The following is a 23145-nucleotide window of genomic DNA, read 5'->3' as shown; positions in this document are numbered from 1 at the left end:
CCGAAAGGACCTCCGTGGCCGTAGCCGACCGCCGGACCACCACCGCCAGCCCCGCCCCCGCGCCCGCCCGTGTCTCCGCGCCGGCCGCTCCCGTCGCCCTGGGGATCGGACTCGCCGTACTCGCCACCGTCGTCTGGTCCGGCAGCTTCGTCACCTCCCGCGCCCTCGGTGACAGCGTCCCGCCCGTCCAGCACGCGTTCTGGCGCTGGGTGATCGCGCTCGCCGTCGTCGCCCCCTTCGGCGCCCGGCGGGCCTGTCGGCAGCGGGCGCTGATCCGGCGCCACCTCGGCTTCGTGCTCCTCGCCTCCCTGCTCGGTGTGGCCGTCTACAACACCCTCGTCAACCAGGCCGGAGTCACCACCCCCGCCGCCAACATGGGCATGATCATGGCGGCCTCCCCGGTGCTGATGGCGGTCTTCGAACGGGTGGGCGGCGTACGGCTCGGCGCCCGCCGCGTCGCCGGGCTCCTCGTCGCCTGCGCGGGCGTGCTGCTGCTGGTCGGCGGCGGGGCGTCCTTCTCGGCGGGCGACCTGTGGATGATCGTCGCCGCCTGCTGCTTCGGCTCGTACAGCGCGCTGCTGCGCCGCAGGCCCGCCGGTCTCGACGGCGCGGGGTTCCTCTTCACCACGTTCCTGTTCGGCACGGTCCTGCTGCTGCCCGCCCAGGGCGTCAGCCTCGCCGTCCAGGGCGGTTTCAGCCCGGCACCGGAGACCGTCCTGCCCCTCCTCTACGTCGGCGTCGCCTCCTCCGCGGTCGCCTTCTTCGCCTGGAACAAGGCGATCGCCCTGATCGGCCCGGCCCGCGCCGGGATCGTCTACTACCTCCAGCCGGTGTGCGTCGCCCTGCTGTCCTGGGCGCTGCTCGCCGAGCCGACCGGCTGGGCGCAGGCGGGCTGCATGGCCCTGATCCTCGGCGGTGTCGTCCTCGGCGCGGGGGCGCGCCGGTGACCGGAGCCGTACGCGGATAGGTTGGCCGCCATGGCCGACTGGGACATCCGCAAGCTGCAGATCCTGCGGACGCTGCGGGAACGGGGCACGGTGACCGCGACGGCCGAGGCGCTGCGCATGACACCGTCCGCCGTCTCCCAGCAGCTGACGAACCTCTCCCGGCAACTGGGCGTGGAGCTGCTCCGGGCCCAGGGCAGGCGGGTCCGGCTCACGGACGCGGCCCACCTGGTGCTGCGGCACGCCGACGCGGTGTTCGAGCGGCTGGAGAAGGCCGACGCGGAACTCGCGGCCCACCTGAGGGGCGAGGCGGGTGAGGTGCGGGTCGGCGCCTTCTCCACCGCCGTGCCCGCCCTGGTCGTGCCGTCCGTGACCGCGTTGCGGTCGACGCACCCCGACATCGCGGTGCGGGTGCGGGAGGCCGAGGCGCAGGAGGCGTACGAGCTGCTGGCCGCCAGGGACGTGGACCTCGCCCTGTCCCTGGCGGCCCACGCGCCCACCGCCGCCGACCCCCGCTTCACCCGCGTCCCGCTCCTCGCCGACCCGCTGGACGTCGCCCTGCCCGGCGACCACCCGCTGGCCCGCGCGCAGGGGCTGCGCCTGGCCGACCTCGCCACCGAGCCGTGGATCTTCGGCGGCAGCGGGCCCTGGTCCGACATCACGCGCGGAGCCTGCGAGGCGGCCGGGTTCCGGCCGGAGCAGGCCCACACGGCGGCCGGCTGGACGGCGATCCTCGCGATGGTGGAAGCGGGCATGGGGGTCGCCCTGGTACCGCGCATGGCCGCGGTGCCGCGGGAGGGGGTGGTCATGCGCGAGCTGCGCGCGGACCGTCCCGTCCGGCACGTCGTGGCAGCCGTGCGCAGAGGAGCGGAGGAGGGAACGGCGGTGGGCAGGGTGCTGGCCGCCCTCCGCACGGCCGCCGCGCCCCGCCCCGGCGGACCGCGGGCCCCCGCGGCCCCCGGGTAGGCGGTCGGCGCGGCCCCGGAGCAGCCCGACACCGCCGCCGACCGGTGACGGCTCGCAGGCTCACGTCCTCGGGACAGGCCCTCCCACCGCCCGACCGGAGGCCGCCCGCACACCGCTGGGACGGCGAAGGGGCGCCCGGTGCGACGAGGCACCGGACGCCCCTCGGGGGAGCGGGCGGCTACGCGTCGGCCGCCGCGGCGTCCGCCGCCTGCGCCCGCAGGGCGCGCTCGACGCCCGAACGGGACTCCGAGACCAGGCGGCGCAGGGCCGCGTTCGGCTCGGCGGAGGCCAGCCAGGCGTCCGTGCGGTCCAGGGTCTCCTGCGACACCTGCACCGCCGGGTACAGACCGACCGCGATCTGCTGCGCCATCTCGTGCGAACGGGACTCCCAGACGCCCTTCAGCGCCTCGAAGTACCGCTCCGTGTAGGCCGCCAGCAGCTCGCGCTGGTCGGTCTGGACGAAGCCGGCGATCACCGATTCCTGTACGGCGTTCGGCAGCTTGTCGGACTCCACGACCGACTCCCAGGCCTCCGCCTTGGCCGCCTCGGTCGGGCGGGCGGCCCGCGCGGTGGCCGCGTGGCGCTCACCGGCGGCGGTGCGGTCCCGCTCGTACTCGGCCGCGATCTCCGAACCGCCGAACCGGCCCACGGCCGCCAGCCGCTGCACGAACACCCAGCGCAGCTCGGTGTCGACGGCCAGTCCCTCGATCGTCGTCGTACCGTCCAGCAGCGCGTCCAGCAGGTCGAGCTGCTCCGGCGTCCTGGCCGTCGCCGCGAAGGCCCGCGCCCACGCCAGCTGGTGGTCGCTGCCCGCCTCGGCGGCCCGCAGGTGGGCCAGCGTGGCCTCGGTCCAGCGGGCGAGCAGCGTCTCGCGGGCGGCCGGGGCGGCGTACTGGTCGATGGCCAGCTTCACCTGGCGGTGCAGCGACTGCACCACGCCGATGTCGGACTCCTTGCCGATGCCGGAGAGGACCAGCGACAGGTAGTCCCGGGTCGCCAGCTCGGCGTCCCGGGTCATGTCCCAGGCCGACGCCCAGCACAGGGCGCGCGGCAGCGACTCGGTGAAGTCGCCGAGGTGCTCGGTGACGACGGCCAGCGACTGCTCGTCCAGGCGGACCTTGGCGTACGACAGGTCGTCGTCGTTGAGCAGCAGCACCGCCGGGCGGGCCTTGCCGACCAGCTGTGGTACGGCCGTCAGTTCGCCGTCCACGTCCAGCTCGACGCGGTCGCCGCGCACCAGCTTGCCGTTCGCGTCCAGGTCGTAGGCGCCGATCGCGATGCGGTGCGGGCGCAGCGTGGGCTCGCCCTTGGCGCCGGCCGGCAGCGCCGGGGCCTCCTGGCGGATCGCGAAGGAGGTGATGACCCCTTCGCCGTCCGTCTCGATCTCCGGGCGCAGCACGTTGATGCCGGCCGTCTCCAGCCACGCCTTCGACCAGGTCCTCAGGTCGCGGCCGGAGGTCTCCTCCAGTGCGCCCAGCAGGTCGGACAGGCGGGTGTTGCCGAACGCGTGCCGCTTGAAGTAGGCCTGCACCCCCTGGAAGAACGCGTCCTCACCGACGTACGCGACGAGCTGCTTGAGCACCGAGGCACCCTTGGCGTACGTGATGCCGTCGAAGTTGACGAGCACGTCGTCCAGGTCGCTGATGTCCGCCATGATCGGGTGCGTGGACGGCAGCTGGTCCTGCCGGTACGCCCAGGTCTTCATCTGGTTGGCGAACGTCGTCCAGGAGTGCGGCCACTTCGAGCCCGGCGCGTCGGCCTGGCAGGCGGCCTCGGCGTAGGTGGCGAACGACTCGTTCAGCCACAGGTCGTTCCACCACTCCATGGTGACCAGGTCGCCGAACCACATGTGCGCCAGCTCGTGCAGGATCGTCGCCGCCCGCACCTCGTACGCCGCGTCCGTCACCTTCGAACGGAAGACGTACTGGTCCCGGATGGTCACCGCGCCCGCGTTCTCCATCGCGCCCGCGTTGAACTCCGGCACGAAGAGCTGGTCGTACTTGGCGAAGGGGTACCGGTAGTCGAACTTCTCCTGGAACCACTCGAAGCCCTGCCGGGTCACCTCGAAGATGGCGTCCGCGTCGAGGTGCTCGGCCAGCGAGGGCCGGCAGTAGATGCCGAGCGGCACCGACTGGCCGTCCTTCTCGTACACGCTGTGCACGGAATGGTACGGGCCGACGATCAGCGCCGTGATGTACGTCGAGATGCGCGGGGTCGGCTCGAAGACCCAGACGTCGTCCTGCGGCTCCGGCGTCGGCGAGTTGGAGATGACCGTCCAGCCCTCGGGGGCCCGCACCGTGAACTGGAAGGTCGCCTTGAGGTCGGGCTGCTCGAAGGAGGCGAAGACCCGGCGCGCGTCCGGCACCTCGAACTGCGTGTAGAGGTAGGCCTGGTCGTCGACCGGGTCGACGAAGCGGTGCAGGCCCTCGCCGGTGTTGGTGTAGGCGCAGTCCGCGACCACGCGCAGGATGTTGCGGCCCGGCAGCAGCCCCGGCAGCGCGATGCGGGAGTCCTGGAACACCTCGGCGGGGTCGAGGGCGTCGCCGTTGAGCGTCACCTCGTGGACCGTCGGCGCGACCAGGTCGATGAAGGACTCGCCGCCGCCGTCGCCGGTCTCCGCGACGTCGAAGCGCACCGTGGTCACGGACCGGTAGGTCCCCTCCCCGCTCTGCGCGCCGGTGAGGTCGAGTTCGATCTCGTACGAGTCAACGGTCAGCAGCTCCGCCCGCTGCCGCGCTTCTTCGCGAGTCAGGTTTGTGCCAGGCACGCGGTCATCTCCTCGTTATGGGTGGGTTGCGCCATCCTTCCACGTGGCGCTCACCGAACGCGATGTCCATTTCCCGCCGGTGCGTGCCCCGGGCGCGCGCGAGCCTGGGGCCATGCAGCACTACACCGCACGGCCCGTCCCACCGGCCGCCCTGAAGGACCTGCGCACCACCGACGACGCGGGCCGCGTCCCCGCCCCGTTCACCGACGGCGAGGGCGGCGCCCCGCTGCGCTGCTGCCTGCGCCGCAGCCGCCCCGGGGAGAGGATCGCGCTCGTCTCGTACGCCCCGCTGCGCCGCTGGGCCACCCGGACCGGCGCCGACCCGGGCGCCTACGACGAGCAGGGCCCGGTCTTCGTCCACGCCGAGGAGTGCGCGCGGCCGGAGGCGGACGGCCTCCCCTTCACCGGCGCGCACCGGGTCCTGCGCCGCTACTCGGGCGACGGGCACATCCTCGGCGGGCGGCTGGTCGAGGACCCCGACGGGTTCGCGCCCGCCCTCCAAGAAGCGTTCGACGACCCGGCCGTGGCGTTCGTCCACGTCCGGGCCGTCGAGTACGGCTGCTTCCTCTACGAGGTGCGGCGGGACTAGCCCTTCAGCTCCGCCGCCACCAGCTCCGCGATCTGCACCGCGTTCAGGGCCGCGCCCTTGCGCAGGTTGTCGTTGGAGACGAACAGCGCGAGGCCGTTGTCGACGGTCTCGTCCTGGCGGATGCGGCCCACGTACGAGGGGTCCTGGCCGGCCGCCTCCAGCGGGGTCGGCACCTCGGTGAGCGCGACGCCGGGGGCACCGGCCAGCAGCTCCTTGGCGCGCTCGACGCTGATCGGGCGGGCGAAGCGGGCGTTGATCTGGAGGGAGTGGCCGCTGAAGACGGGCACGCGTACGCAGGTGCCGGAGACCTTCAGCTCCGGGATCTCCAGGATCTTGCGGGACTCGTTGCGGAGCTTCTGCTCCTCGTCGGTCTCGTGCAGGCCGTCGTCGACGATCGAGCCGGCCAGCGGCAGCACGTTGTACGCGATCGGCGCCACGTACTTGTCCGGCTTCGGGAACTCCACCGCCGAGCCGTCGTGGGTGAGCTTGGGAGCGTCCGCGCCGACCTTCTGGACCTGCTCGAACAGCTCGTCCACGCCGGCCAGGCCCGAGCCGGACACGGCCTGGTAGGTGGCGACGACCAGGGCCTCAAGGCCCGCCTCGGCGTGCAGCGGACGCAGCACCGGCATCGCGGCCATCGTGGTGCAGTTCGGGTTGGCGATGATGCCCTTGGGGCGGTCGGCGATCGCGTGCGGGTTCACCTCGGAGACCACCAGGGGGACCTCGGGGTCGCGGCGCCAGGCGGAGCTGTTGTCGATCACGACCGGGCCCTGGGCGGCGACCTTCTCGGCCAGCGCCTTGGAGGTGGCGCCGCCCGCGGAGAACAGCACGATGTCCAGGCCGGAGTAGTCGGCGGTGGCCGCGTCCTCCACCGTCACACCGTCCAGCTCCTTGCCGGCGCTGCGGGCCGAGGCGAACAGGCGCAGCTCGGTGACCGGGAAGTCGCGCTCCGCGAGGATCCTGCGCATGACCGTGCCGACCTGACCGGTGGCTCCGACGATTCCGACCCTCACAGTGACTCCTTCTCCGTTCGTGCCCGTGTCTCCACGTGCGTTGTGCTCGGCCGAGACTTTTCCATCATGGGGCTCAGTCCGGCCCGCCTGTCCACTTCTTTGCGCGGGGTGCCCGCACCGTGGGACGCGGCACCGCGGGCAGCGGTCACCGTCCTGCCCGGAAAACCCCCGCTGAGCTGCAGAAATTCCCCTCGGGCGGCCACCGCGCCGCAAGCTGTGCTGTTCCGTCCCTGCCCATCCCCTGCGGACCCACACGACGATGTGACGTACGCCTCCCACCAGAAAGCGGCCCGTACGGGCGAACGTTTCGGGCCCCGCCGGCGTCCTAGGGGAAACGCGGCGAGGGGAGGGGTGGCTGTGCTGCGCAGAAGGGCCCGCCGCGGCCAGGGGGACGCCGTGCTCGACGACCCCCTGGACGCGGCCCAGGAACGCCGGGTGCGCGCGGTGCTCGCGCTCGGCGGCGTGCCGCAGGCGGACCTGCCGGACGGGGTGCAGCAGGTCCGCCTGCGGCTGCTGGAGCGCACGGCGAGCGGACGGGAGGCGCCGCGCGACGTGTCCGCGTGGGCGGCGGTCGTCGCCTCCAACCTGGCCATGGACTGGCACCGGGCCAGGCGCCGCCAGGACCGGCTGGGCGAGCGCCTCGCCGCGCTGCGCCAGACGGAGCACCCCTCCGGGGAGGACACCAGCGTGCTCTCCCTCGCCGTCGCCCAGGGCCTGGACGAGTTGCCCGACGCCCAGCGCCAGGTCGTCGTCCTGCGCTTCTACGCCGATCTGCCGGTGCGCGGCATCGCCGAGGAGCTGGGGATACCCGAGGGCACGGTCAAGAGCAGGCTGCACACGGCGGTACGGGCACTGCGGGCCCGCCTGCACGAGGACGAGGTGGTGTGAGATGGCCGCCGGACAGCATCCCGCCGGGGACGACGCGCTGATGGCCGCGATCACGGGTGAGCCGCTGCCGCCCGGGGCGGACGCGGACGCGGAGGCCGCGTACCGGTCGGCGACGGCCGACGTGGCGCTGCTGCGCGAGCAGCTGGGCGTCCTCGGACGGTCGCTGGGCGGGCCGCCGCCCGCCCGCGGGGCCGCCCCGGTGACGCGGCCCGCCCGCCACCCCCGGCGCCGCCCCTTCGCCCTGGCCCTCGGCACCCTCGCGGTGGCCTGCGCCGGCGCGGTGATGACGGGGCTGGGGTGGCTGGTGGTGCAGGGCAGCGACGGCGCGGCCGACACGGGGGCCGAGAGCGCCGCCGCCGACGACAAGCGGGCCGGTTCCGCAGCGGGTGTCGCCTTCGGCAGCCCCCGCTACCTGGCCTGCGCGCGGGTGGTGGCCGAGGGCACGGTGACCGGCGCCGAACCCCTGCCGGGCACCGGAAGGCACCGGATCACCCTCGACGTGACCCGCTCCTACAAGCCGGAGGACCGGCCGGACCCGGCGGACGAGCCGATGACCTTCGTCCTGGACGACACCACGGCCCGCCTGTCGGCCGGGGACCACGCGCTGATCGGCGTCCCCCAGTACGGCGACACCCCGGACACCGTGATCACCGGCGAGGAGTCCCTCGCCGCCGAACGCGCCCGGATCACCGCGTCCCTGCCCGAGTCCCGCACCCTCACCTGCGACTGACCCCCGGGCATCCGGGACGCGCAAAGGGCGGGCGCCCCGCGGAGCGCCCGCCCTCCGGGGTGTCGCACCGGACTACGGCACGACCTTCCCGATCCGCACACTGCCGAGGCCCGCGGCCGTGCCGTGGGCGTTCACCAGCTGGACCCGGCCGAAGAACTCACGGCCCTCGGGGGCCGCGGCCAGCGCCGTGACGCTGCCGGTGACCGTCGCCGAGGCGCCCGTGCCGAGCTTCACCGGCGCCGAGCCGTCCACCGCGACCGAGCCGAGGGAGGCGGCGAAGTACACGTCCCGGTAGTCGTACTCCGTGGTGCCCGACGGCACCGCGTAGCCGACGACCTCGACGGTGTAGGCGCCGGCGGCCGGCTTCGGCAGGGAGACCGTCTCCTCCGAGTCGCCGTCGGCGGACTGGCCGACGACGTTCCCGTCCTCGTCGTAGACCGTCAGGTCCAGGTCGGCGGCCGCGTCGGAGACGCCGCCGATGGCCACGTCCAGCGACTCGGCGCCCTCGGGCACCTGGACCGTGGAGGTCCGCTTCTCACCCTGCCGGATCGCCGGACGGGTCGTCTCGGCCGAGCCCAGCGGCCCGCCGGTGAGCCTGCCCTCGATCGGGGCGAAGCGGTTCGTCACCTTCCAGGAGGCGTCGGCCGGGATGCCGGCCTTCGCCTCGGGCACGGTCACGACCTCCGGGTCGAAGCCGGCGCCGAGGACGGCGACGTCCAGCTCGTACGCGTTGTCCAGCAGCGGCGAGGTGCGCCGCGACTCCACCTCGATCTCCCAGACGCCGGGCTGCGGGTCGGCGTACGCGCGTACGTCGGGCCGGCAGCCGTTGCCGTCGAGGTAGTTGTTGTAGCAGTACGGCGTGGAGGTGCTGTCGACCGGGACGCCGTAGGGGTGGATGGCGATGAACCGGGTCTGGCTGCCGCTCTTCAGCCCGCTCATGGCCACCTCCAGCGCCTGCGCGCCCTCGGGGACGGTCACGAAGTACGACTCGGTGCTGTTGCGCTGCACGGAGTCCCGCGCGGAGAAGTCGTAGGCGAGCGGGGCCGAGGCGACGACCGTGGTCAGGACCAGCTTGTCGGTGCCCTCGGTGCGCGGGTCGTCGACCTCCAGGACCGCGCTCTTGATCCCCTCCGAGCGGGGACCGGCCTCCACCCGGACGGTCACCGGTTCGTTCAGCGGCAGCTTCACCACGTCCGAGCCGACGATCCGGAAGGTGCGCCCGGCGTTGTTCTCGAAGTGCAGCTCGTGCCGGATCGCCTTGTCGGCGCCGGAGGTACGGGTGAGCGTGATGTCGTACGTCTTCTTCCCGCCGGCCTTCAGGCCGCCCTCGCGGTCGTAGAGGCCGGTGCCGCGGCCGGGGGTCTTCAGGAACTGGTCGATCGCGGTGTCGACCGGCGCCTGGACCGTGTACTCGTGGGCGGTGGCGCCCGCCCGGATCGCGCGCCAGGCGTCGGGGACGTTGATCAGACCCGCGCCCTGCTCGTAGGCCTGCGCGCCCGCGATGCGGTCGGCGGTGGAGGTCAGCGCGGTGCGCAGCTTCGCCGGGGTGAGGTCGATGCCCGCCTGCTTCGCGGCCGACAGGAGCAGCGCGGAGGCGCCGGCGGCCTGCGGGGACGCCATCGAGGTGCCCTGGAGCATGCCGTAGCCGGCGGGCAGGTCGTAGCCCGCCTCGGGGACCGGGGCACCGGGCATCCAGGTCTGGATGGTGTTCACCGCGGCGCCGGGCGCGGTCAGCGTCGGCGTGAAGCCGCCGTCCTCACGCGGGCCGCGCGAGGAGAACGGCATCATCGCGTACTTCTTGCTCACCACGGAGCCGTAGTTGGCGGCCCAGGTCTCGCGGGAGACGGAGGCGCCGACGGAGATCACCTTGTCGGCGAGGGACGGGTCGCCGATGGTGTTGGCGCCGGGGCCGGAGTTGCCCGCGGAGATCACCAGTTGGACGCCGTAGGTGTCGATGAGGCGCGTGTACAGCGTGGCGCGCGCGTTGTTGCCGTCGTTGAGGGCGGGCAGGCCGCCGATCGACATGTTGACGATGTCGACGCCCCGGTTGACGACGAGGTCGATCATGCCCTCGGTGAGCGCGACGTTGGTGCAGCCGCCGCTCCAGGTGCAGGCGCGCGAGGAGACGATCTTCGCGCCGGGGGCCGCGCCGTTCATCCGCCCGCCGAAGAGGCCGTTGGCGGCGGTGAGGCCGGCCACGTGGGAGCCGTGCGAGCCCTCGATGACGCCGATGTTGACGAAGTCGGCCTTGTCCCCGGCCGCGTTGCGGACGACGTCCTCGCGGATCTCGACGACGAAGGGCTGGCGTTCGGCCACGTCCGTCGCCGGGTCGTCGGTGCCGAAGTACCCCACCTGGAAGCCGTCCTTGTACGGCTTCATGGGGGCGTCGTCGGCGAAGTCGTGGTTGTCGTTCAGGTCGACGCGGACGGTGCCGGCCGCCTTGTCGTACAGCACGCCCCAGGAGTCGGTGGTGTCGCCGTCCCGGTTGGCGTCGCCCGCCGCGTCACCGCCGGTGGTGTACGACTCCAGGAAGGTGCTGACCCGGTACGAGCCCGCCGGGGCCGTCCAGGTCTCCCCGCCGTAGGTGAAGGTCGGGCCGGAGACGGGGGTGTCCATCGGGCGCCAGGTCCGGTCGCCGTCGACGACCGGGTCGGTCGCGGTGACCCAGTCGACGATCTTGCGCTCGCCGGTGGTGGTCCGCTGGAGCGCCGGGTGGCCGAGGTCGACGCCCGAGTCGAGGACGCCGATGGTGATGCCGCGCCCGTCCGCCTTCGGGTTCTTCTTCACGAAGTCGACGGCGCCCGTCTCGAAGGACGGGTTGTACGGGTTCTCGGCGGGCGTCCTGCGGTCCGGCGCGGGGTAGGAGCGGCCCTGGTGCGGGGCGCCCTTCGCCGTGTCCGCGCTCGGCGTCGGGTCGTCCAGCGGGATCTCGTCGCGCAGGTCGATGCCCTGCACGGAGGAGAGCTTCGCGGCGGCGGCGATGGCCGCGTCCGCCTTCCCGGTGGGCACGGTGGCGCGGACGTAGCCCAGCGCGTCGTAGGTGCGGCCGACGGAGCCGCCGCCGACCGCGTCGAGCTGCTGCGCCACCTGCTCGGTCCGGCCCGGTGCGGTGGCCACCATCATGGTGACGTTCTTCGTGCCCTCGGCCTTCGCCTCGGCGAGCAGGTCCGCGTCGGCGGAACCGAGCTTGTCGTGCGCCGACTTGACGGAGGCGTCGACCGGCGGGGCGGTGCCCGGGCCGTCGGCGGCGAGGGCCACGGGTATCGGTCCGACGGCACAGAGCGCGGCGACGAGGCCCGTGGCCACGGTCAGGCGGGCCGCGCGTCTCGCGCCCGTTATCGGTGCGCGCTGGGGGGTGTGGGTCATCGGCATCCCTTGTAGGTAAAGGAACGTGCGTGGACGACCGGGGCCGATCGGTGCTGGCCGCGGGCAGTCCGGAATACGATCCCGGACGACCGCTCAGCTTTACGCAAGGGATCACTCTTTGGGGAGAGTTGTCCGGGACGAGGCGAAGTCATGGCGTACTTCCGCCATGCGCCACCGGGGACGTAAGGGGTGACCTGTGACATTCCCGTGGGTCGGGGTCACCGTGCGGCGCGCGCCCCGGGCCGCGTTCACGAGGAGGGGCCGCCGGAATCCCGGCGGCCCCTCCCCTCCCCTCCTGGCGACCGCCCCGGTCCGTCACTACCGGGGCAGCACCACGACGTACGCGGCGGGTTCCCTGTCCGCGGCCGCCATCAACGCGGTACGTACGACGGTCGCCTGGTGCTCCGGGCTGTCCCGCAGCTTGCGCGGCGTCAGGTGCACGACCGTGACGCCCAGTCGTTCCAGGTGCTCGCGCTTGCGGGCGTGTTCGGCCCACTCGGCGTCGTCGTTCCGCTGCCGGTGGGCGCGGGTGTCCAGCTCCAGCGCCACCGAGTGCTCGGGCCAGTAGGCGTCCACCCCGCCGAGGTGAGGGCCGCCGGGCAGCCGCAGGTCGGCGTTCCACACCGGTTCCGGCAGACCGTGCTCGCGCACCATCCGGTACAGGCGCTGCTCCGCGAGGGCCCGCCCCTCGGCGACCAGCGAGTCGACGGCGTCCACCACGTGCGGACGGCTCAGCAGCCGGGCCCGGTTCAGTTCCCGTACCACCGCCGCCGGTTCGCAGTGCCCGCCGCGCACCGCCTCCGTCAGCAGCAGGCGGACGACGCCCGCGTCCGACAGTCCCGCCACCGCGTCGGCCAGCGCCCGCGCCACCGGCGCCACCGGCACCCCGGTGACCTGCTCGGCGGTGGGCAGCGCCGTGGTCCGGACGATGCGGGCGCAGCCCGTCGTACGCAGTCGGCGCAGCCTCGGCACCAGGACGTCGATGGCGTCCAGGGACGGCAGCGGGGGAGCGGCGCGGAAGCCGTGCAGCGTCAGCGCGGCCAGACCCGTGATCATCGCCTCCGCGTAGCCCGGGACGGGCCGCCCGCTCCCGCCCGGTTGCACCGGCACGGAGGCCGGGACGCCGGCGGGGGAGCCGGCGGCCGCCGCGGTGCGCTCCCGCGCCGCGTACATCAGCACCGCGTGCAGGCGCTCCTCGCTGGTCGGCGGGCCCGGGTGGAGCAGGACGACGTGGGGGAGGAGCTGCTGCCACGGCCCGCCGGGACGGCACTGCTCGTCGGTCTCGGCGGCGGAGACACCGTGCGCCCGCAACTGAGTGACCGTCATCAGGCGGCGCCGGCCTTCGGCGAGGTGGTGGAGCGGGCGGGGGGAGAGCGGGGTGTTGTGCGTCATGACCGGGACCTTCCCGCACCCGATCCGGCCCTTAACCGCTGTTACAAGCCCATCGCACAATCCGGACAAGGCCGCCCTAAAGGACGGGTGTTCGGATGCCGAGAACCCCTGGTCCGTCGCCGTGCGGACCAGGGGTTACGGCTGCTGGTGACCGAATTCCGTAACGATGACGGAGCGCCCAATCGTTGGCCAAAGATAGGCCCGGGTTCATCGGTTCCGGTTCATCGGTCCGGTATCAGCGGTTCAGCGGTTCAGCGGCCCGCTGCCGCGTCGCACGCCTGGCCCCGCAGTGCCCGCGCCAGGTCGTCCCGCGCCTCCAGCACCAGCCGGCGCAGCGCGGGCGCGGCGTCCTCGTGCGCGGACAGCCACGCGTCCGTCGCGTCGAGGGTGTCTTGGGAGTCCCGCAGGGACGGGAACAGCCCCCGCACCACGTCCATCCCGATCTGGATGGACCGCTCGGCCCAGACCCGCTCGATCGCCGCGAAGTACTTCTCGGCGTACGGCGCGACCAGCTCCCGCTGCGAGGGCTGCGCGAAGCCCGCGATGGTCGCCTCCACCAGCGCGTTCGACAGCGCGTCCGACTCCACCACCTGCGCCCAGGCCTGCGCCTTCACCGCCGCCGACGGCCGGGCCGCCAGGCAGCGCACCTGGTGCCGCTTGCCGGAGGCGGTGTCGTCCCGGGCCAGCTCGGCGGCGAGCACGCCCTCGTCGGCGTGTCCGTGCGCGGCGAGCGGCTGGAGGAACGCCCAGCGCAGCTCCTGGTCCACGTCCAGACCGTCGACCTTCTCGGTCCCGTCCAACAGGCCGCGCAGCAACCGCAGTCCGGCCTCGTCGCCGGCCACCGCCGCGAAGAACCGCGCCCACGCCAGCTGCTGCTCGCCGCCCGGCGCGGCCTCCCGCAGCTCCCGCAGCGCGCCCTCGCCGAGCAGCCGCCCGCCGGTCTCCCGCCACTCGGGGGCCGCGTAGTGCACGAGCGCCGAGTGCGCCCAGGCGTGCAGCATCTGGAGGACCCCGATGTCCGACTCGCGCCCCGCGAAGCGCAGCACCAGGCCGGTGAAGTCCCGCGCCGGCAGCAGCGCGTCCCGCGTCATGTTCCACAGCGCCGACCAGCACAGGGCGCGGGCCAGCGGGTCGGTCAGCGCGCCCAGGTGCTCGCGCAGCGTGGCCAGCGAGGTCTCGTCGAAGCGGGTCTTGCAGTACGTCAGGTCGTCGTCGTTGACCAGGACCAGCTCGGGCGCCTCGGCCCCGGCCAGCTCCGCCACCACCGTGCGCGGCCCGTCGACGTCCACCTCGGCGCGGGCGTACCGCTCCAGGGCGCCCTCGCCGGTGCGCCGGTACAGGCCCACCGCCACCCGGTGCGGGCGCAGTTCGGGATGCGTCTCGGCAGCCTCCTGCACCACCGCCAGCTCGGCCACCCGCCCCTCGGGGCTCAGCAGCACCTGCGGGGTCATCGCGTTGACGCCCGCCGTCTGGAGCCAGGACCGCGCCCAGGCGCTCATGTCCCGCCCGCTGGTCTCCTCCAGCACCGACAGCAGGTCGCCGAGGCGCGTGTTGCCGTACGCGTGCCGCTTGAAGTAGCGCCGGGCGCCCTCCAGGAAGGCGTCCTGCCCGACGTACGCCACCAGCTGCTTGAGCACGGAGGCGCCCTTGGCGTACGTGATGCCGTCGAAGTTCAGCTTGGCGTCCTCCAGGTCACGGATGTCGGCCGTGATCGGGTGGGTGGAGGGGAGCTGGTCCGCCCGGTAGGCCCACGCCTTGCGGCGGTTGGCGAAGGTGATCCAGGCGTCCTTGAAACGGGTCGCGCCGACGTTCGCGAAGGTGCCCATGAAGTCGGCGAAGGACTCCTTGAGCCACAGGTCGTCCCACCACTCCATGGTGACCAGGTCGCCGAACCACATGTGCGCCATCTCGTGCAGGATCACGTTGGCGCGGCCCTCGTAGGACGCCCGGGTGACCTTGCCCCGGAAGATGAACTCCTCGCGGAAGGTCACCAGCCCCGGGTTCTCCATCGCGCCGAGGTTGTACTCGGGCACGAAGGCCTGGTCGTACTTGCCGAAGGGGTACGGGTAGTCGAAGTGGTCGTGGAAGAAGTCCAGGCCCTGCTTGGTGACCAGGAAGACGTCGTCCGCGTCGAAGTGCGGCGCCAGCCCCTTGCGGCACAGGGCGCCGAGCGGGATCTCCAGCCGGGTGCCGTCCTCGAAGGTCCGCTCGTAGCGGTCCGTGACGTAGTGGTACGGGCCCGCGACGACACAGGTGATGTACGTCGAGATCGGCTTCGTCTCCGCGAACCGCCACACCCCGTCGGCGCGTTCCCCGGTGCCGTTGCTCCACACCGTCCACTCCTCGGGCGCCCGCACCTCGAAGCGGAAGGGTGCCTTCAGGTCCGGCTGCTCGAAGTTGGCGAAGACCCGGCGGGAGTCGGCCGGCTCGTACTGGGTGTAGAGGTAGACCTCGCCGTCCTCGGGGTCGACGAAGCGGTGCAGGCCCTCGCCGGTCCGGGAGTACGCGCACCGCGCGTCGACGACCAGCTCGTTGTCGGCGGCCAGGTCCTCCAGGGCGATCCGGGTGCCGTCGAAGACCTCGCTCGGGTCGAGGTCGCGGCCGTTGAGGGACACGGCGGTCACGCTCGGCGCGATCAGGTCGGCGAAGCTGCTCGCGCCCGGCTCGTTGCAGCGGAAGCGGATCGTCGTCACGGAACGGAAGGTGCGCGGACCGTCACCCTCCGCGTCGCCGGTGGCCGAACGCACGTCGAGGGACACGTCGTACCCGTCGACGGAGAGCAGGGCGGCCCGCTCCCGGGCCTCGTCGCGGGACAGATTCTCACCGGGCACGGGCGGCACTCCCTCGGGTGGTGTTCAGTATGCGGACAGCGCCGATCCTGCCATGTGGCCCTGACGGGCGGCAGCCGGGAATGGCGGGAGTGACCGGTGGGTTGCCAGGAGAAAGGCTCGGTTGCGCCACCTCCTGAGGAGAGACATGTCGGAGAAGACTCCCGTCGACTTCTGGTTCGACCCGCTGTGCCCGTGGGCCTGGATGACCTCCCGCTGGGTGCTGGAGGTGGAGAAGGTCAGGGACATCCAGGTGCGCTGGCACCTGATGAGCCTCGCCGTCCTGAACGAGGACAAGCTCGACGAGCTGCCCGAGGAGTACCGCGAGATGCTCGAGACCAAGGCCTGGGGCCCGGTCCGCGTGGTCGTCGCCGCCCAGGAGGAGCACGGCCCCGAGATCCTCGGTGATCTCTACACCGCGCTCGGCACCCGCTTCCACAACCAGGGCGAGGGTCCGGAGAAGGAGACGGTCGCCGCCGCCCTGAAGGACGTCGGCCTGCCCGAGTCCCTCCTGGACCACTGGGACTCCACCCCGTACGAGCCGCAGCTGCGCGCGTCCCACCAGGAGGGCATCGACAAGGTCGGCCAGGAGGTCGGCACCCCGGTCATCGCCGTCCCCGGCGCCGACGGCGAACAGGTCGCCTTCTTCGGCCCGGTCGTCACCCCCGCGCCCCGGGGCGAGGACGCCGCCCGGCTCTGGGACGGCACCCTGGCCGTCGCCTCCGTCCCCGGCTTCTACGAGATCAAGCGCACCCGCACCAAGGGGCCGGACTTCAGCAACCTGTAGGCCGGAAGGAGTCCGGCAGATCGAAGCCGGACCGCCAGTTGAAGTAGGACTGCACGCGTACGCATCCCGCACGGGCGCAGCGCCGGTAGGTGCCCAGGTCGGCCCGGGGCACCTGCCCCAGGGCGTACGCCCGCTCCGCGTCGTCGAGCGGCCGGAACGCCTGGTCCGTGTCCCCGCAGTTGGGACACCGCCTGATCGGAAGACCCATGCGGGCCACTGTGGCCCGGAACCCCTCCCACCGGGAAGCCTCCGCGCGCGGGCGGTCATCTGTTCCCGCCGGTACGGCGGGCTCGCCCGCAGGCCCCGACCGCCTCCCGGCGGCCCCTGCGCGCACAGGAAGCCCCCGCGAGTCACGTCCTCGCGGGGGCTTCCCTCATTCCGCCTGCCGTCGTGAAGGGTGAGAAGACGATCACGAGGCAGGACGATCAGGGGGGGCGGACGGCTCAGGGAGCCAGCAGCAGCACGTCGGCGCGGGACTTGGCGGCCTCGTAGCGCTTCGCCACGTCCTGCCAGTTGACGACCGCCCACATGGCGTCGATGAAGTCGACCTTCTGGTTCCTGTACTGGAGGTAGAAGGCGTGCTCCCAGGCGTCGAAGACCAGGATCGGGACGGAGCCCTGGCCGACGTTGCCCTGGTGGTCGTAGACCTGCTCGACGATCAGGCGGCCGCTCAGCGGCTCGTAGGCCAGCACGCCCCAGCCGGAGCCCTGGGTGGTCGCGGCGGCCTTGGTGAGCTGCGCCTTGAAGCCGGCGAAGGACCCGAACGACTCGGCGATCGCGTCGGCCAGCTCGCCCACGCCGTCCTTGTCCAGCGGTTCGCCGCCGCCGTCCCCGGTCATGTTGTGCCAGTAGATCGAGTGCAGGATGTGGCCGGAGAGGTGGAAGGCCAGGTTCTTCTCCAGGCCGTTGATCGAGCCCCAGGTCTCCTTGTCCCGCGCCTCCGCGAGCTGCTCCAGCGTGTCGTTGGCGCCCTTGACGTACGCCGCGTGGTGCTTGTCGTGGTGCAGCTCGATGATCTCGGGGCTGATCACGGGGGCCAGCGCGGAGTAGTCGTACGGCAGTTCAGGAAGCGTGTAGACGGGCATGGCGGATCCCCTCAGACCTCTTATTGCACAAAGCTTGCAAGTGCACGCTAGCAGCAAGAGGGTGCGGGCGGTGGGCCGCGGGGGCGCGCGGGCGTGCCGTGGCGCGCGAGAAGGGCCCCCGCCCGGATCGTCTCCGTGCGAGGGCCCCCGAGTGCTCCGGGCGGCGGCTAGGCGCGCGCCCGCCGTCGCTGCCAGGCGTAGCCGGCGGCCGCCAGGACCAGCGTCATCGCGCCGGTCGAGTACAGCTGCACCCGCGTGTCCGGCTCGCGGGCCATCAGCACGAACACCGCGACCATGGCCGCCAGCGCCACCCACGTCAGCCACGGGAAGCCCCACATGCGCACGACCAGCTTCTCGGGCTCCTCCCGCTCCAGACGGCGGCGCAGCCGGAGCTGGGAGACGGCGATGAAGATCCAGACGACCAGGATGACCGCGCCGATCATGTTCAGCAGCCAGGCGAACACGTCGTCGGGCCGCCAGTAGCTGAGCAGCACGCACCCGAAGCCGAAGAGCGACGAGACGAGCACCGCGACCCGCGGCACCCCGCCCGAGACCCGGCCCAGCGCCTTCGGGCCCTGGCCGCGCTCGACCAGCGAGTAGCCGATGCGCGAGGCGCCGTAGATGTTGGCGTTCATCGCGCTCAGCAGCGCGACCAGCACGACGACGTTCATGAGCTGACCGGCGCCCGGGATGCCCAGTTCGTCGAGGGCGGCGACGTACGGGCCCTTCTCCACGACCTCCGCGGAGTCCCAGGGCACCAGGGTGACGATGACCGCCATCGAGCCGATGTAGAACAGCGCGATCCGCCACATCGCGGTCCGCACGGCGCTCGCCACGCCCTTCACCGGGTTCTCCGACTCGGCCGCCGCGATGGTCACCGTCTCCAGGCCGCCGTAGGCGAACACCGAGGCGAGCAGGCCGATGATCAGACCGTTGCCGCCGTTGGGCAGGAAGTCGCTCAGGTGCGAGGTACCGGGGGAGTCGGTGCCCGGCAGGACGCCGGCGATCGCCAGCACGCCGAGGACGAGGAACAGCGAGATCGCGCCGACCTTGAGGGCGGCGAACCAGAACTCGAACTCGCCGAAGTTCTTCACCGCGGCCAGGTTCGTCCCGCAGAACACCACCATGAACAGGGCCACCCAGGCCCACTCGGGCGTGCCCGGCAGCCAGCCGTGGACGATCTGGGCGGCGCCGATGCCCTCCAGGCCCACGGCCGTGCACAGCAGCACCCAGAACGCCCAGCCGGCGGTGAAGCCGGCCCACGGCCCGATCGCGCGCTCGGCGTGCGCGGAGAAGGAGCCCGAGGACGGATACGCGGCCGACATCTCGCCCAGCATCCGCATCACCAGCATCACGAGGAGACCGGAGAGGGTGTAGGCGACGACGATCGACGGCCCGGCGGCGGCGATGCCGGCCCCGGAGCCGACGAACAGCCCGGCACCGATCACGCCGCCGAGGGCGATCATCGACAGGTGGCGCTGCTTGAGGCCGTGGGAGAGCGAGGCGTCGTCGGACCGCGCCGGCGCCTCGGTGGTGCTGTTGGACATGGAGCGGCTCGTCCAATGCGTGGGGGGCAGGGAAAAAACGCCCACAGTCTCCGGCGTCGAGCCGGTCGGCGACACCGGCTGCCCACGATGCGGACGATCCCGATACGGAACGTGAGCGTCCGAATGCGAGATTCCGGTTCTGTGTGACGCGCGTGACGCTCACCTCCCCTTCACGGTGACCGGTGTCACCCCGGACCAGGTGTAGCCCGCGCCCTTTGTCGAGAGCCCACCAAGCGCGCGACCAGGCCTTTGTCGAGCACTGCTGGTGATCGGCCCGACCACGCTGGGATAGCGTCGCGGAGTCCCGACATGTCCACACCACCGCGGAGTCCCCATGAGCACCGCTGCCGTCCCCGCCCCCTCCCGGCAGGTCCTCGCCGACCTCGTCCCCTCCTCCCGAGTCCGCGACGTCGCGCTCGTGGCCGGCGGTGCCGTGCTCACCGGCCTCGCGGCCCAGATCGCGGTGCCCGTGCCGGGCTCCCCGGTCCCGGTGACCGGCCAGACCTTCGCCGCGCTGCTCGTCGGCACCTCGCTCGGCGCACGCCGCGGCCTGCTCTCGCTCGCGCTGTACGCGCTGGTCGGCATGGCGGGCGTGCCGTGGTTCGCGGAGGGCGGCTCCGGCACCGGCGCCCCGTCCCTCGGCTACGTCCTCGGCATGCTGCTCGCCGCCACCGTCGTCGGAGCGCTGGCCCGCCGCGGCGCCGACCGCTCGATGCTGCGCATGGCCGGCACGATGCTGGTCGGCGAGGCGATCATCTACGCCGTCGGCGTCCCGTACCTGGCCCTCGCCGCGGACCTGTCCCTGAGCGCCGCGATCGCGGCCGGCCTCACCCCCTTCCTGCTCGGCGACGCCCTGAAGGCGGCCCTGGCGATGGGTCTGGTGCCCACCGCCTGGAAGCTGGTCGGCAAGCGTTAGGACGCGGCGACCGCACGGAAAGAGGGGCCGGCCGGATCGCACCGCGATCCGGCCGGCCCCTCTCGGCGTTCCGCCGGCGGTCAGCTCCCGTCGGCGACGGCCTTGCGCGCGCCCAGCTTCTGCTTGACGACGGCGACGGCGAGCACGAGCGCCGCGACGAGCAGCGACAGCAGCACGGTCGTGCGCCCGTTGTTCTCGGTGTCGGTGAGCATGTAGCCGAGCACGAAGACGATGACGGCGGCGGCCACCCAGGTCAGGTACGGGAACAGCCACATCCGCACCACCAGCTTCTCCGGCGCCTCCGCCTGGATGATCTTCCGCATCCGCAGCTGCGAGAAGCAGATCACCAGCCACACGAAGAGCGCCACGGCCCCCGAGGAGTTGACGAGGAAGAGGAAGACGGAGTCCGGGAACTCGTAGTTGAAGAACACGGCGACGAAACCGAACACCACGGACACGAGGATCGCCGTCCGCGGCACACCACTGCGCGTGGTCCGGGCGAAGGCCTTCGGGGCGTCACCCCGCTGACCGAGCGAGAAGGCCATGCGGGAGGCCGTGTAGAGCCCGGAGTTCAGGCAGGACAGCACGGACGTCAGCACGATGAAGTTCATGATCTGACCGGCGTTGGCGATGCCGAGCGAGTCCAGTGCGGCCACGTACGAACCCTTGTCGATGATCGACTGCGAGTCCCAGGGCAGCAGGGCGACCACGACGAAGATGGAGCCCAGGTAGAAGACGGCGATACGCCAGATGATGCTGTTGGTCGCCTTGGTGACGGCCCGCTGCGGGTCCTCGGACTCGCCGGCGGCCAGGGTGGGGATCTCGCTGCCCATGAAGGAGAAGACCACGAGCAGCACACCGGTCAGGATCGCCCCCGCCCCGTTGGGCAGGAACCCGCCGTGTTCCGTCAGATTGGCCAGCCCCGCCTGCTCGCTGTCGACGCCCGGCAGCAGACCGAAGACGGCCAGCCCGCCGACCACGATGAACGCGGCGATCGCGACGACCTTGATCCCGGCGAACCAGAACTCGAACTCGCCGTAGGAGCCGACCGAGACGAGGTTGGTGGCGGTCAGCACCACCATCACGATCAGGGCCCAGCCCCACTGGGGCACGGCCGGTATCCAGCCTTCGAGGATCTTGGCGCCGGCGGTCGCCTCCACCGCCAGCACGACGACCCAGAAGAACCAGTAGAGCCAGCCGATGGAGAACCCGGCCCAGGGCCCGAGCGCCCGGTCGGCGTGCGCGGAGAAGGAACCCGAGGTCGGGTTGGCGGCGGACATCTCGCCGAGCATCCGCATCACCAGCACCACGAGGGCGCCGACGAGCGCGTACGAAAGAAGAATGCCGGGCCCGGCGGTGGCGATACCGGTACTGGAACCCACGAACAGCCCGGCCCCGATGACACCGCCAATGGCGATCATCGAAAGGTGGCGGTTCTTGAGTCCGGCCTGGAGCCCGGTCCCGGGGTCTCCGGGGCTGCCGGGGTCTTCCTCGGCCTTGGTCAGGGTCGGCTGCGAAGTCATGGGGTGGTCTTCCTTTGCGCCGGTCGAGCAGTTTCCCGTACGAGCGGTGTACGAGCCGGACCAGTGAAACGGAGGTGAACGAATTCGGGAACCTTTGATTCCGGATCGTTACTTGAGCTTTCCCTGAGCTTCCATTGTTTCACCTGGTCTTTTCCGACCCGACACCCGACGCTGCTGCCCCGTGGGGCGCGTGTCACACTCGTGGCATGCGCGTGTATCTCGGCTCCGACCATGCGGGCTACGAACTCAAGAACCACCTCGTCGACTGGCTCCGGGCGGCGGGCCACGACCCCGTCGACTGCGGTCCGCACCTCTACGACGCCCAGGACGACTACCCGCCCTTCTGCCTCCGCGCCGCGGAGCGGACGGCCGCGGACCCGGGCGCCCTCGGCATCGTGATCGGCGGCTCCGGAAACGGCGAGCAGATCGCGGCGAACAAGGTGAAGGGCGTGCGCGCGTCGCTGGCCTGGAGCGAGGAGACCGCGGCCCTGGGCCGTCAGCACAACGACGCCAACGTCGTGGCCGTCGGCGCCCGCATGCACTCCCAGGAGGAGGCGACGAAGTTCGTCGAGACCTTCCTCGCCACGCCGTTCTCCGGCGACGAACGCCACATCCGCCGCATCGACATGCTCAGCTCCTACGAGACGACCGGCGACCTCCCGCCCATCCCGGCCCACCACCCGCAGCAGTAACCCCGGGTTCCGGCGTCTCCGGCGTCTCCCTCCGGCGCACGAGCACCGGGGGAGCGCCCTGGACCCGGCGGGACGGAGGGGCCCACGCTCACGACGGGCGCAGGGCCCGAGGGCCGCTGCACCGACGCCCGGGCCCCTGACGCGCGCGGATACCGTCCGGTGATCGTCGGCTCGCCCGCGCGACGGCGGCCCGGGGGAGCGCCTGGACAGACGCAGGAAGGACGACCCCGTGCCGGAAGGCCACACGATCCACCGGCTGGCGCAGGACTACGCCGCCGCCTTCGCGGGCAGGACCGTGCGTGTCACCAGCCCCCAGGGCAAGTTCTCCGACGCCGCCTCGCTGCTCACCGGCACCGTGCTCACCCGCACCGAGGCCCACGGCAAGCACCTCTTCCTGGGCTTCCGGGACGAGGAGTGGATCCACATCCACCTCGGCCTCTTCGGCAAGGTCACCTTCGGAGGCGCCCCCGCGCCCCCGCCCACGGACACCGTCCGCCTGCGCCTCGCCGACGACACCGCGTACGTCGACCTGCGCGGCCCCACCACCTGTGCCCTGATCACCGACCCGGAGAAGCAGGCGATACACGACCGCCTCGGCCCCGACCCCCTGCGTCCGGACGCCGACCCCCGCGCCGCGTACCGCCGCGTGTCCCGCAGCCGTACCACCGTCGCCGCCCTGCTCATGGACCAGAAGGTCATCGCCGGCGTCGGCAACGTGTACCGCGCCGAGGTCCTCTTCCGCCACGGCATCGACCCCTACCGCCCGGGCCGGGACATCACCCCCGCCGAGTGGGACGCGCTCTGGCACGACCTGACCGGCCTCATGCGGGAGGGCGTCCGGAACAACCGCATCGACACCGTCCGCCCCGAGCACACGCCCGAGGCCATGGGCCGCCCGCCCCGCGTCGACGACCACGGCGGCGAGGTCTACGTCTACCGCCGGGCACAGCAGCCCTGCCACCTCTGCGGCGACCCCGTCCGCACCGCGGACCTCGCCGCCCGCAACCTCTTCTGGTGCCCGACCTGCCAGCGGCGACCGAGCCGGGCGCCCGAGCGGCGGACGTGACGCCCCGACCCTGGACCTGACGGGGCGCCCCGCCGCCGGACGGAGC

At 72.5% G+C, this 23145-nt stretch carries 18 protein-coding genes; 9 read left to right on the top strand and 9 right to left on the bottom strand.

Annotated elements, in window-relative coordinates:
* Nucleotides 1-14: 14 nt before the first annotated feature.
* Together ACZ6EG_RS03985 and ACZ6EG_RS03980 are read left to right on the top strand one after the other, a co-directional pair.
* On the top strand, nt 15-947 hold the full coding sequence (locus tag ACZ6EG_RS03985; protein ID WP_469601289.1) for a DMT family transporter: 933 nt from the start codon (nt 15-17) through the stop codon (nt 945-947).
* A 30-nt stretch (nt 948-977) separates the two neighbouring features.
* Nucleotides 978-1910: a LysR family transcriptional regulator gene (locus ACZ6EG_RS03980; protein ID WP_469601286.1), complete on the top strand. Its 933-nt coding sequence runs from the start codon at nt 978-980 to the stop codon at nt 1908-1910.
* A gap of 178 nt (nt 1911-2088) precedes the next feature.
* Here the strand turns inward: ACZ6EG_RS03980 and pepN (ACZ6EG_RS03975) are convergent, their stop codons facing one another.
* Nucleotides 2089-4677: an aminopeptidase N gene (pepN, locus tag ACZ6EG_RS03975; RefSeq protein WP_469601283.1), complete on the bottom strand. Its 2589-nt coding sequence runs from the start codon at nt 4675-4677 to the stop codon at nt 2089-2091.
* Nucleotides 4678-4789: 112 nt separating this feature from the next.
* Between pepN (ACZ6EG_RS03975) and ACZ6EG_RS03970 the strand changes: the two genes are divergently transcribed.
* The gene (locus ACZ6EG_RS03970; RefSeq protein WP_469601281.1) at nt 4790-5266 is read left to right on the top strand and encodes a DUF1203 domain-containing protein; all 477 of its coding nucleotides are present in this window, start codon (nt 4790-4792) and stop codon (nt 5264-5266) included.
* Here the strand turns inward: ACZ6EG_RS03970 and ACZ6EG_RS03965 are convergent.
* Complete coding sequence (locus ACZ6EG_RS03965; RefSeq protein WP_469601278.1) at nt 5263-6279, bottom strand: aspartate-semialdehyde dehydrogenase; 1017 nt, start codon at nt 6277-6279, stop codon at nt 5263-5265. The two genes, ACZ6EG_RS03970 and ACZ6EG_RS03965, sit on opposite strands and share 4 nt — an antisense overlap.
* A gap of 351 nt (nt 6280-6630) precedes the next feature.
* Here ACZ6EG_RS03965 and ACZ6EG_RS03960 point away from each other — a divergent pair, with 351 nt between their 5' ends.
* Together ACZ6EG_RS03960 and ACZ6EG_RS03955 are read left to right on the top strand one after the other, a co-directional pair.
* A complete protein-coding gene (locus tag ACZ6EG_RS03960; protein ID WP_356603435.1) occupies nt 6631-7167 on the top strand; it encodes an RNA polymerase sigma factor in 537 nt (178 codons plus the stop codon).
* Nucleotide 7168: 1 nt separating this feature from the next.
* A complete protein-coding gene (locus ACZ6EG_RS03955) occupies nt 7169-7897 on the top strand; it encodes a hypothetical protein (protein WP_469601274.1) in 729 nt (242 codons plus the stop codon).
* A gap of 72 nt (nt 7898-7969) precedes the next feature.
* Here ACZ6EG_RS03955 and ACZ6EG_RS03950 read toward each other — a convergent pair whose 3' ends face one another.
* The 3 genes from ACZ6EG_RS03950 to pepN (ACZ6EG_RS03940) all read right to left on the bottom strand — a co-directional run bounded on the left by ACZ6EG_RS03950 (nt 7970) and on the right by pepN (ACZ6EG_RS03940) (nt 15486).
* A complete protein-coding gene (locus ACZ6EG_RS03950) occupies nt 7970-11263 on the bottom strand; it encodes a S8 family serine peptidase (protein WP_469601271.1) in 3294 nt (1097 codons plus the stop codon).
* A gap of 318 nt (nt 11264-11581) precedes the next feature.
* Nucleotides 11582-12655: a hypothetical protein gene (locus tag ACZ6EG_RS03945; RefSeq protein ID WP_391968012.1), complete on the bottom strand. Its 1074-nt coding sequence runs from the start codon at nt 12653-12655 to the stop codon at nt 11582-11584.
* Nucleotides 12656-12906: 251 nt separating this feature from the next.
* Nucleotides 12907-15486: an aminopeptidase N gene (gene pepN, locus ACZ6EG_RS03940; RefSeq protein WP_469601267.1), complete on the bottom strand. Its 2580-nt coding sequence runs from the start codon at nt 15484-15486 to the stop codon at nt 12907-12909.
* A 145-nt stretch (nt 15487-15631) separates the two neighbouring features.
* Here pepN (ACZ6EG_RS03940) and ACZ6EG_RS03935 point away from each other — a divergent pair, with 145 nt between their 5' ends.
* The gene (locus ACZ6EG_RS03935; protein WP_391968010.1) at nt 15632-16270 is read left to right on the top strand and encodes a mycothiol-dependent nitroreductase Rv2466c family protein; all 639 of its coding nucleotides are present in this window, start codon (nt 15632-15634) and stop codon (nt 16268-16270) included.
* Here the strand turns inward: ACZ6EG_RS03935 and ACZ6EG_RS03930 are convergent.
* From ACZ6EG_RS03930 to ACZ6EG_RS03920, 3 genes are all read right to left on the bottom strand, one after another.
* Nucleotides 16257-16478: a hypothetical protein gene (locus ACZ6EG_RS03930; RefSeq protein ID WP_148663811.1), complete on the bottom strand. Its 222-nt coding sequence runs from the start codon at nt 16476-16478 to the stop codon at nt 16257-16259. The two genes, ACZ6EG_RS03935 and ACZ6EG_RS03930, sit on opposite strands and share 14 nt — an antisense overlap.
* 235 nt (nt 16479-16713) lie before the next feature.
* Nucleotides 16714-17355 (bottom strand): superoxide dismutase, encoded by a 642-nt coding sequence (locus tag ACZ6EG_RS03925; protein WP_391968009.1) that lies wholly within the window; start codon nt 17353-17355, stop codon nt 16714-16716.
* 167 nt (nt 17356-17522) lie between these two features.
* A complete protein-coding gene (locus tag ACZ6EG_RS03920) occupies nt 17523-18902 on the bottom strand; it encodes an amino acid permease (RefSeq protein WP_361016466.1) in 1380 nt (459 codons plus the stop codon).
* A gap of 334 nt (nt 18903-19236) precedes the next feature.
* On the opposite strand from ACZ6EG_RS03920, the gene ACZ6EG_RS03915 reads away from it, so the two are divergent.
* Nucleotides 19237-19818: a biotin transporter BioY gene (locus tag ACZ6EG_RS03915; protein WP_356603419.1), complete on the top strand. Its 582-nt coding sequence runs from the start codon at nt 19237-19239 to the stop codon at nt 19816-19818.
* 80 nt (nt 19819-19898) lie between these two features.
* On the opposite strand, the gene ACZ6EG_RS03910 is transcribed toward ACZ6EG_RS03915, so the two are convergent.
* Nucleotides 19899-21341 (bottom strand): amino acid permease, encoded by a 1443-nt coding sequence (locus ACZ6EG_RS03910; protein ID WP_391968008.1) that lies wholly within the window; start codon nt 21339-21341, stop codon nt 19899-19901.
* A gap of 206 nt (nt 21342-21547) precedes the next feature.
* Between ACZ6EG_RS03910 and ACZ6EG_RS03905 the strand changes: the two genes are divergently transcribed.
* Both ACZ6EG_RS03905 and ACZ6EG_RS03900 read left to right on the top strand, forming a co-directional pair.
* Nucleotides 21548-22033 (top strand): ribose-5-phosphate isomerase, encoded by a 486-nt coding sequence (locus ACZ6EG_RS03905; RefSeq protein ID WP_356603415.1) that lies wholly within the window; start codon nt 21548-21550, stop codon nt 22031-22033.
* 229 nt (nt 22034-22262) lie between these two features.
* Nucleotides 22263-23099 (top strand): Fpg/Nei family DNA glycosylase, encoded by an 837-nt coding sequence (locus ACZ6EG_RS03900; protein WP_391968007.1) that lies wholly within the window; start codon nt 22263-22265, stop codon nt 23097-23099.
* The last annotated feature ends 46 nt before the right edge of the window (nt 23100-23145 follow it).

The sequence above is a fragment of the Streptomyces sp. NPDC041968 genome (genome assembly GCF_055589025.1).
This window is presented reverse-complemented; position numbering and strand designations above follow the sequence as displayed.

Bases quoted from the DNA above. Each gene is read 5' to 3' on its own strand.
- ACZ6EG_RS03980 (WP_469601286.1), top strand. From the start codon at position 978: ATGGCCGACTGGGACATCCGCAAGCTGCAGATCCTGCGGACGCTGCGG.
- ACZ6EG_RS03970 (WP_469601281.1), top strand. From the start codon at position 4,790: ATGCAGCACTACACCGCACGGCCCGTCCCACCGGCCGCCCTGAAGGAC.
- ACZ6EG_RS03955 (WP_469601274.1), top strand. From the start codon at position 7,169: ATGGCCGCCGGACAGCATCCCGCCGGGGACGACGCGCTGATGGCCGCG.
- ACZ6EG_RS03950 (WP_469601271.1), bottom strand. From the start codon at position 11,263: ATGACCCACACCCCCCAGCGCGCACCGATAACGGGCGCGAGACGCGCG.
- ACZ6EG_RS03945 (WP_391968012.1), bottom strand. From the start codon at position 12,655: ATGACGCACAACACCCCGCTCTCCCCCCGCCCGCTCCACCACCTCGCC.
- ACZ6EG_RS03935 (WP_391968010.1), top strand. From the start codon at position 15,632: ATGTCGGAGAAGACTCCCGTCGACTTCTGGTTCGACCCGCTGTGCCCG.
- ACZ6EG_RS03930 (WP_148663811.1), bottom strand. From the start codon at position 16,478: ATGGGTCTTCCGATCAGGCGGTGTCCCAACTGCGGGGACACGGACCAG.
- ACZ6EG_RS03925 (WP_391968009.1), bottom strand. From the start codon at position 17,355: ATGCCCGTCTACACGCTTCCTGAACTGCCGTACGACTACTCCGCGCTG.
- ACZ6EG_RS03920 (WP_361016466.1), bottom strand. From the start codon at position 18,902: ATGTCCAACAGCACCACCGAGGCGCCGGCGCGGTCCGACGACGCCTCG.
- ACZ6EG_RS03915 (WP_356603419.1), top strand. From the start codon at position 19,237: ATGAGCACCGCTGCCGTCCCCGCCCCCTCCCGGCAGGTCCTCGCCGAC.
- ACZ6EG_RS03910 (WP_391968008.1), bottom strand. From the start codon at position 21,341: ATGACTTCGCAGCCGACCCTGACCAAGGCCGAGGAAGACCCCGGCAGC.
- ACZ6EG_RS03905 (WP_356603415.1), top strand. From the start codon at position 21,548: ATGCGCGTGTATCTCGGCTCCGACCATGCGGGCTACGAACTCAAGAAC.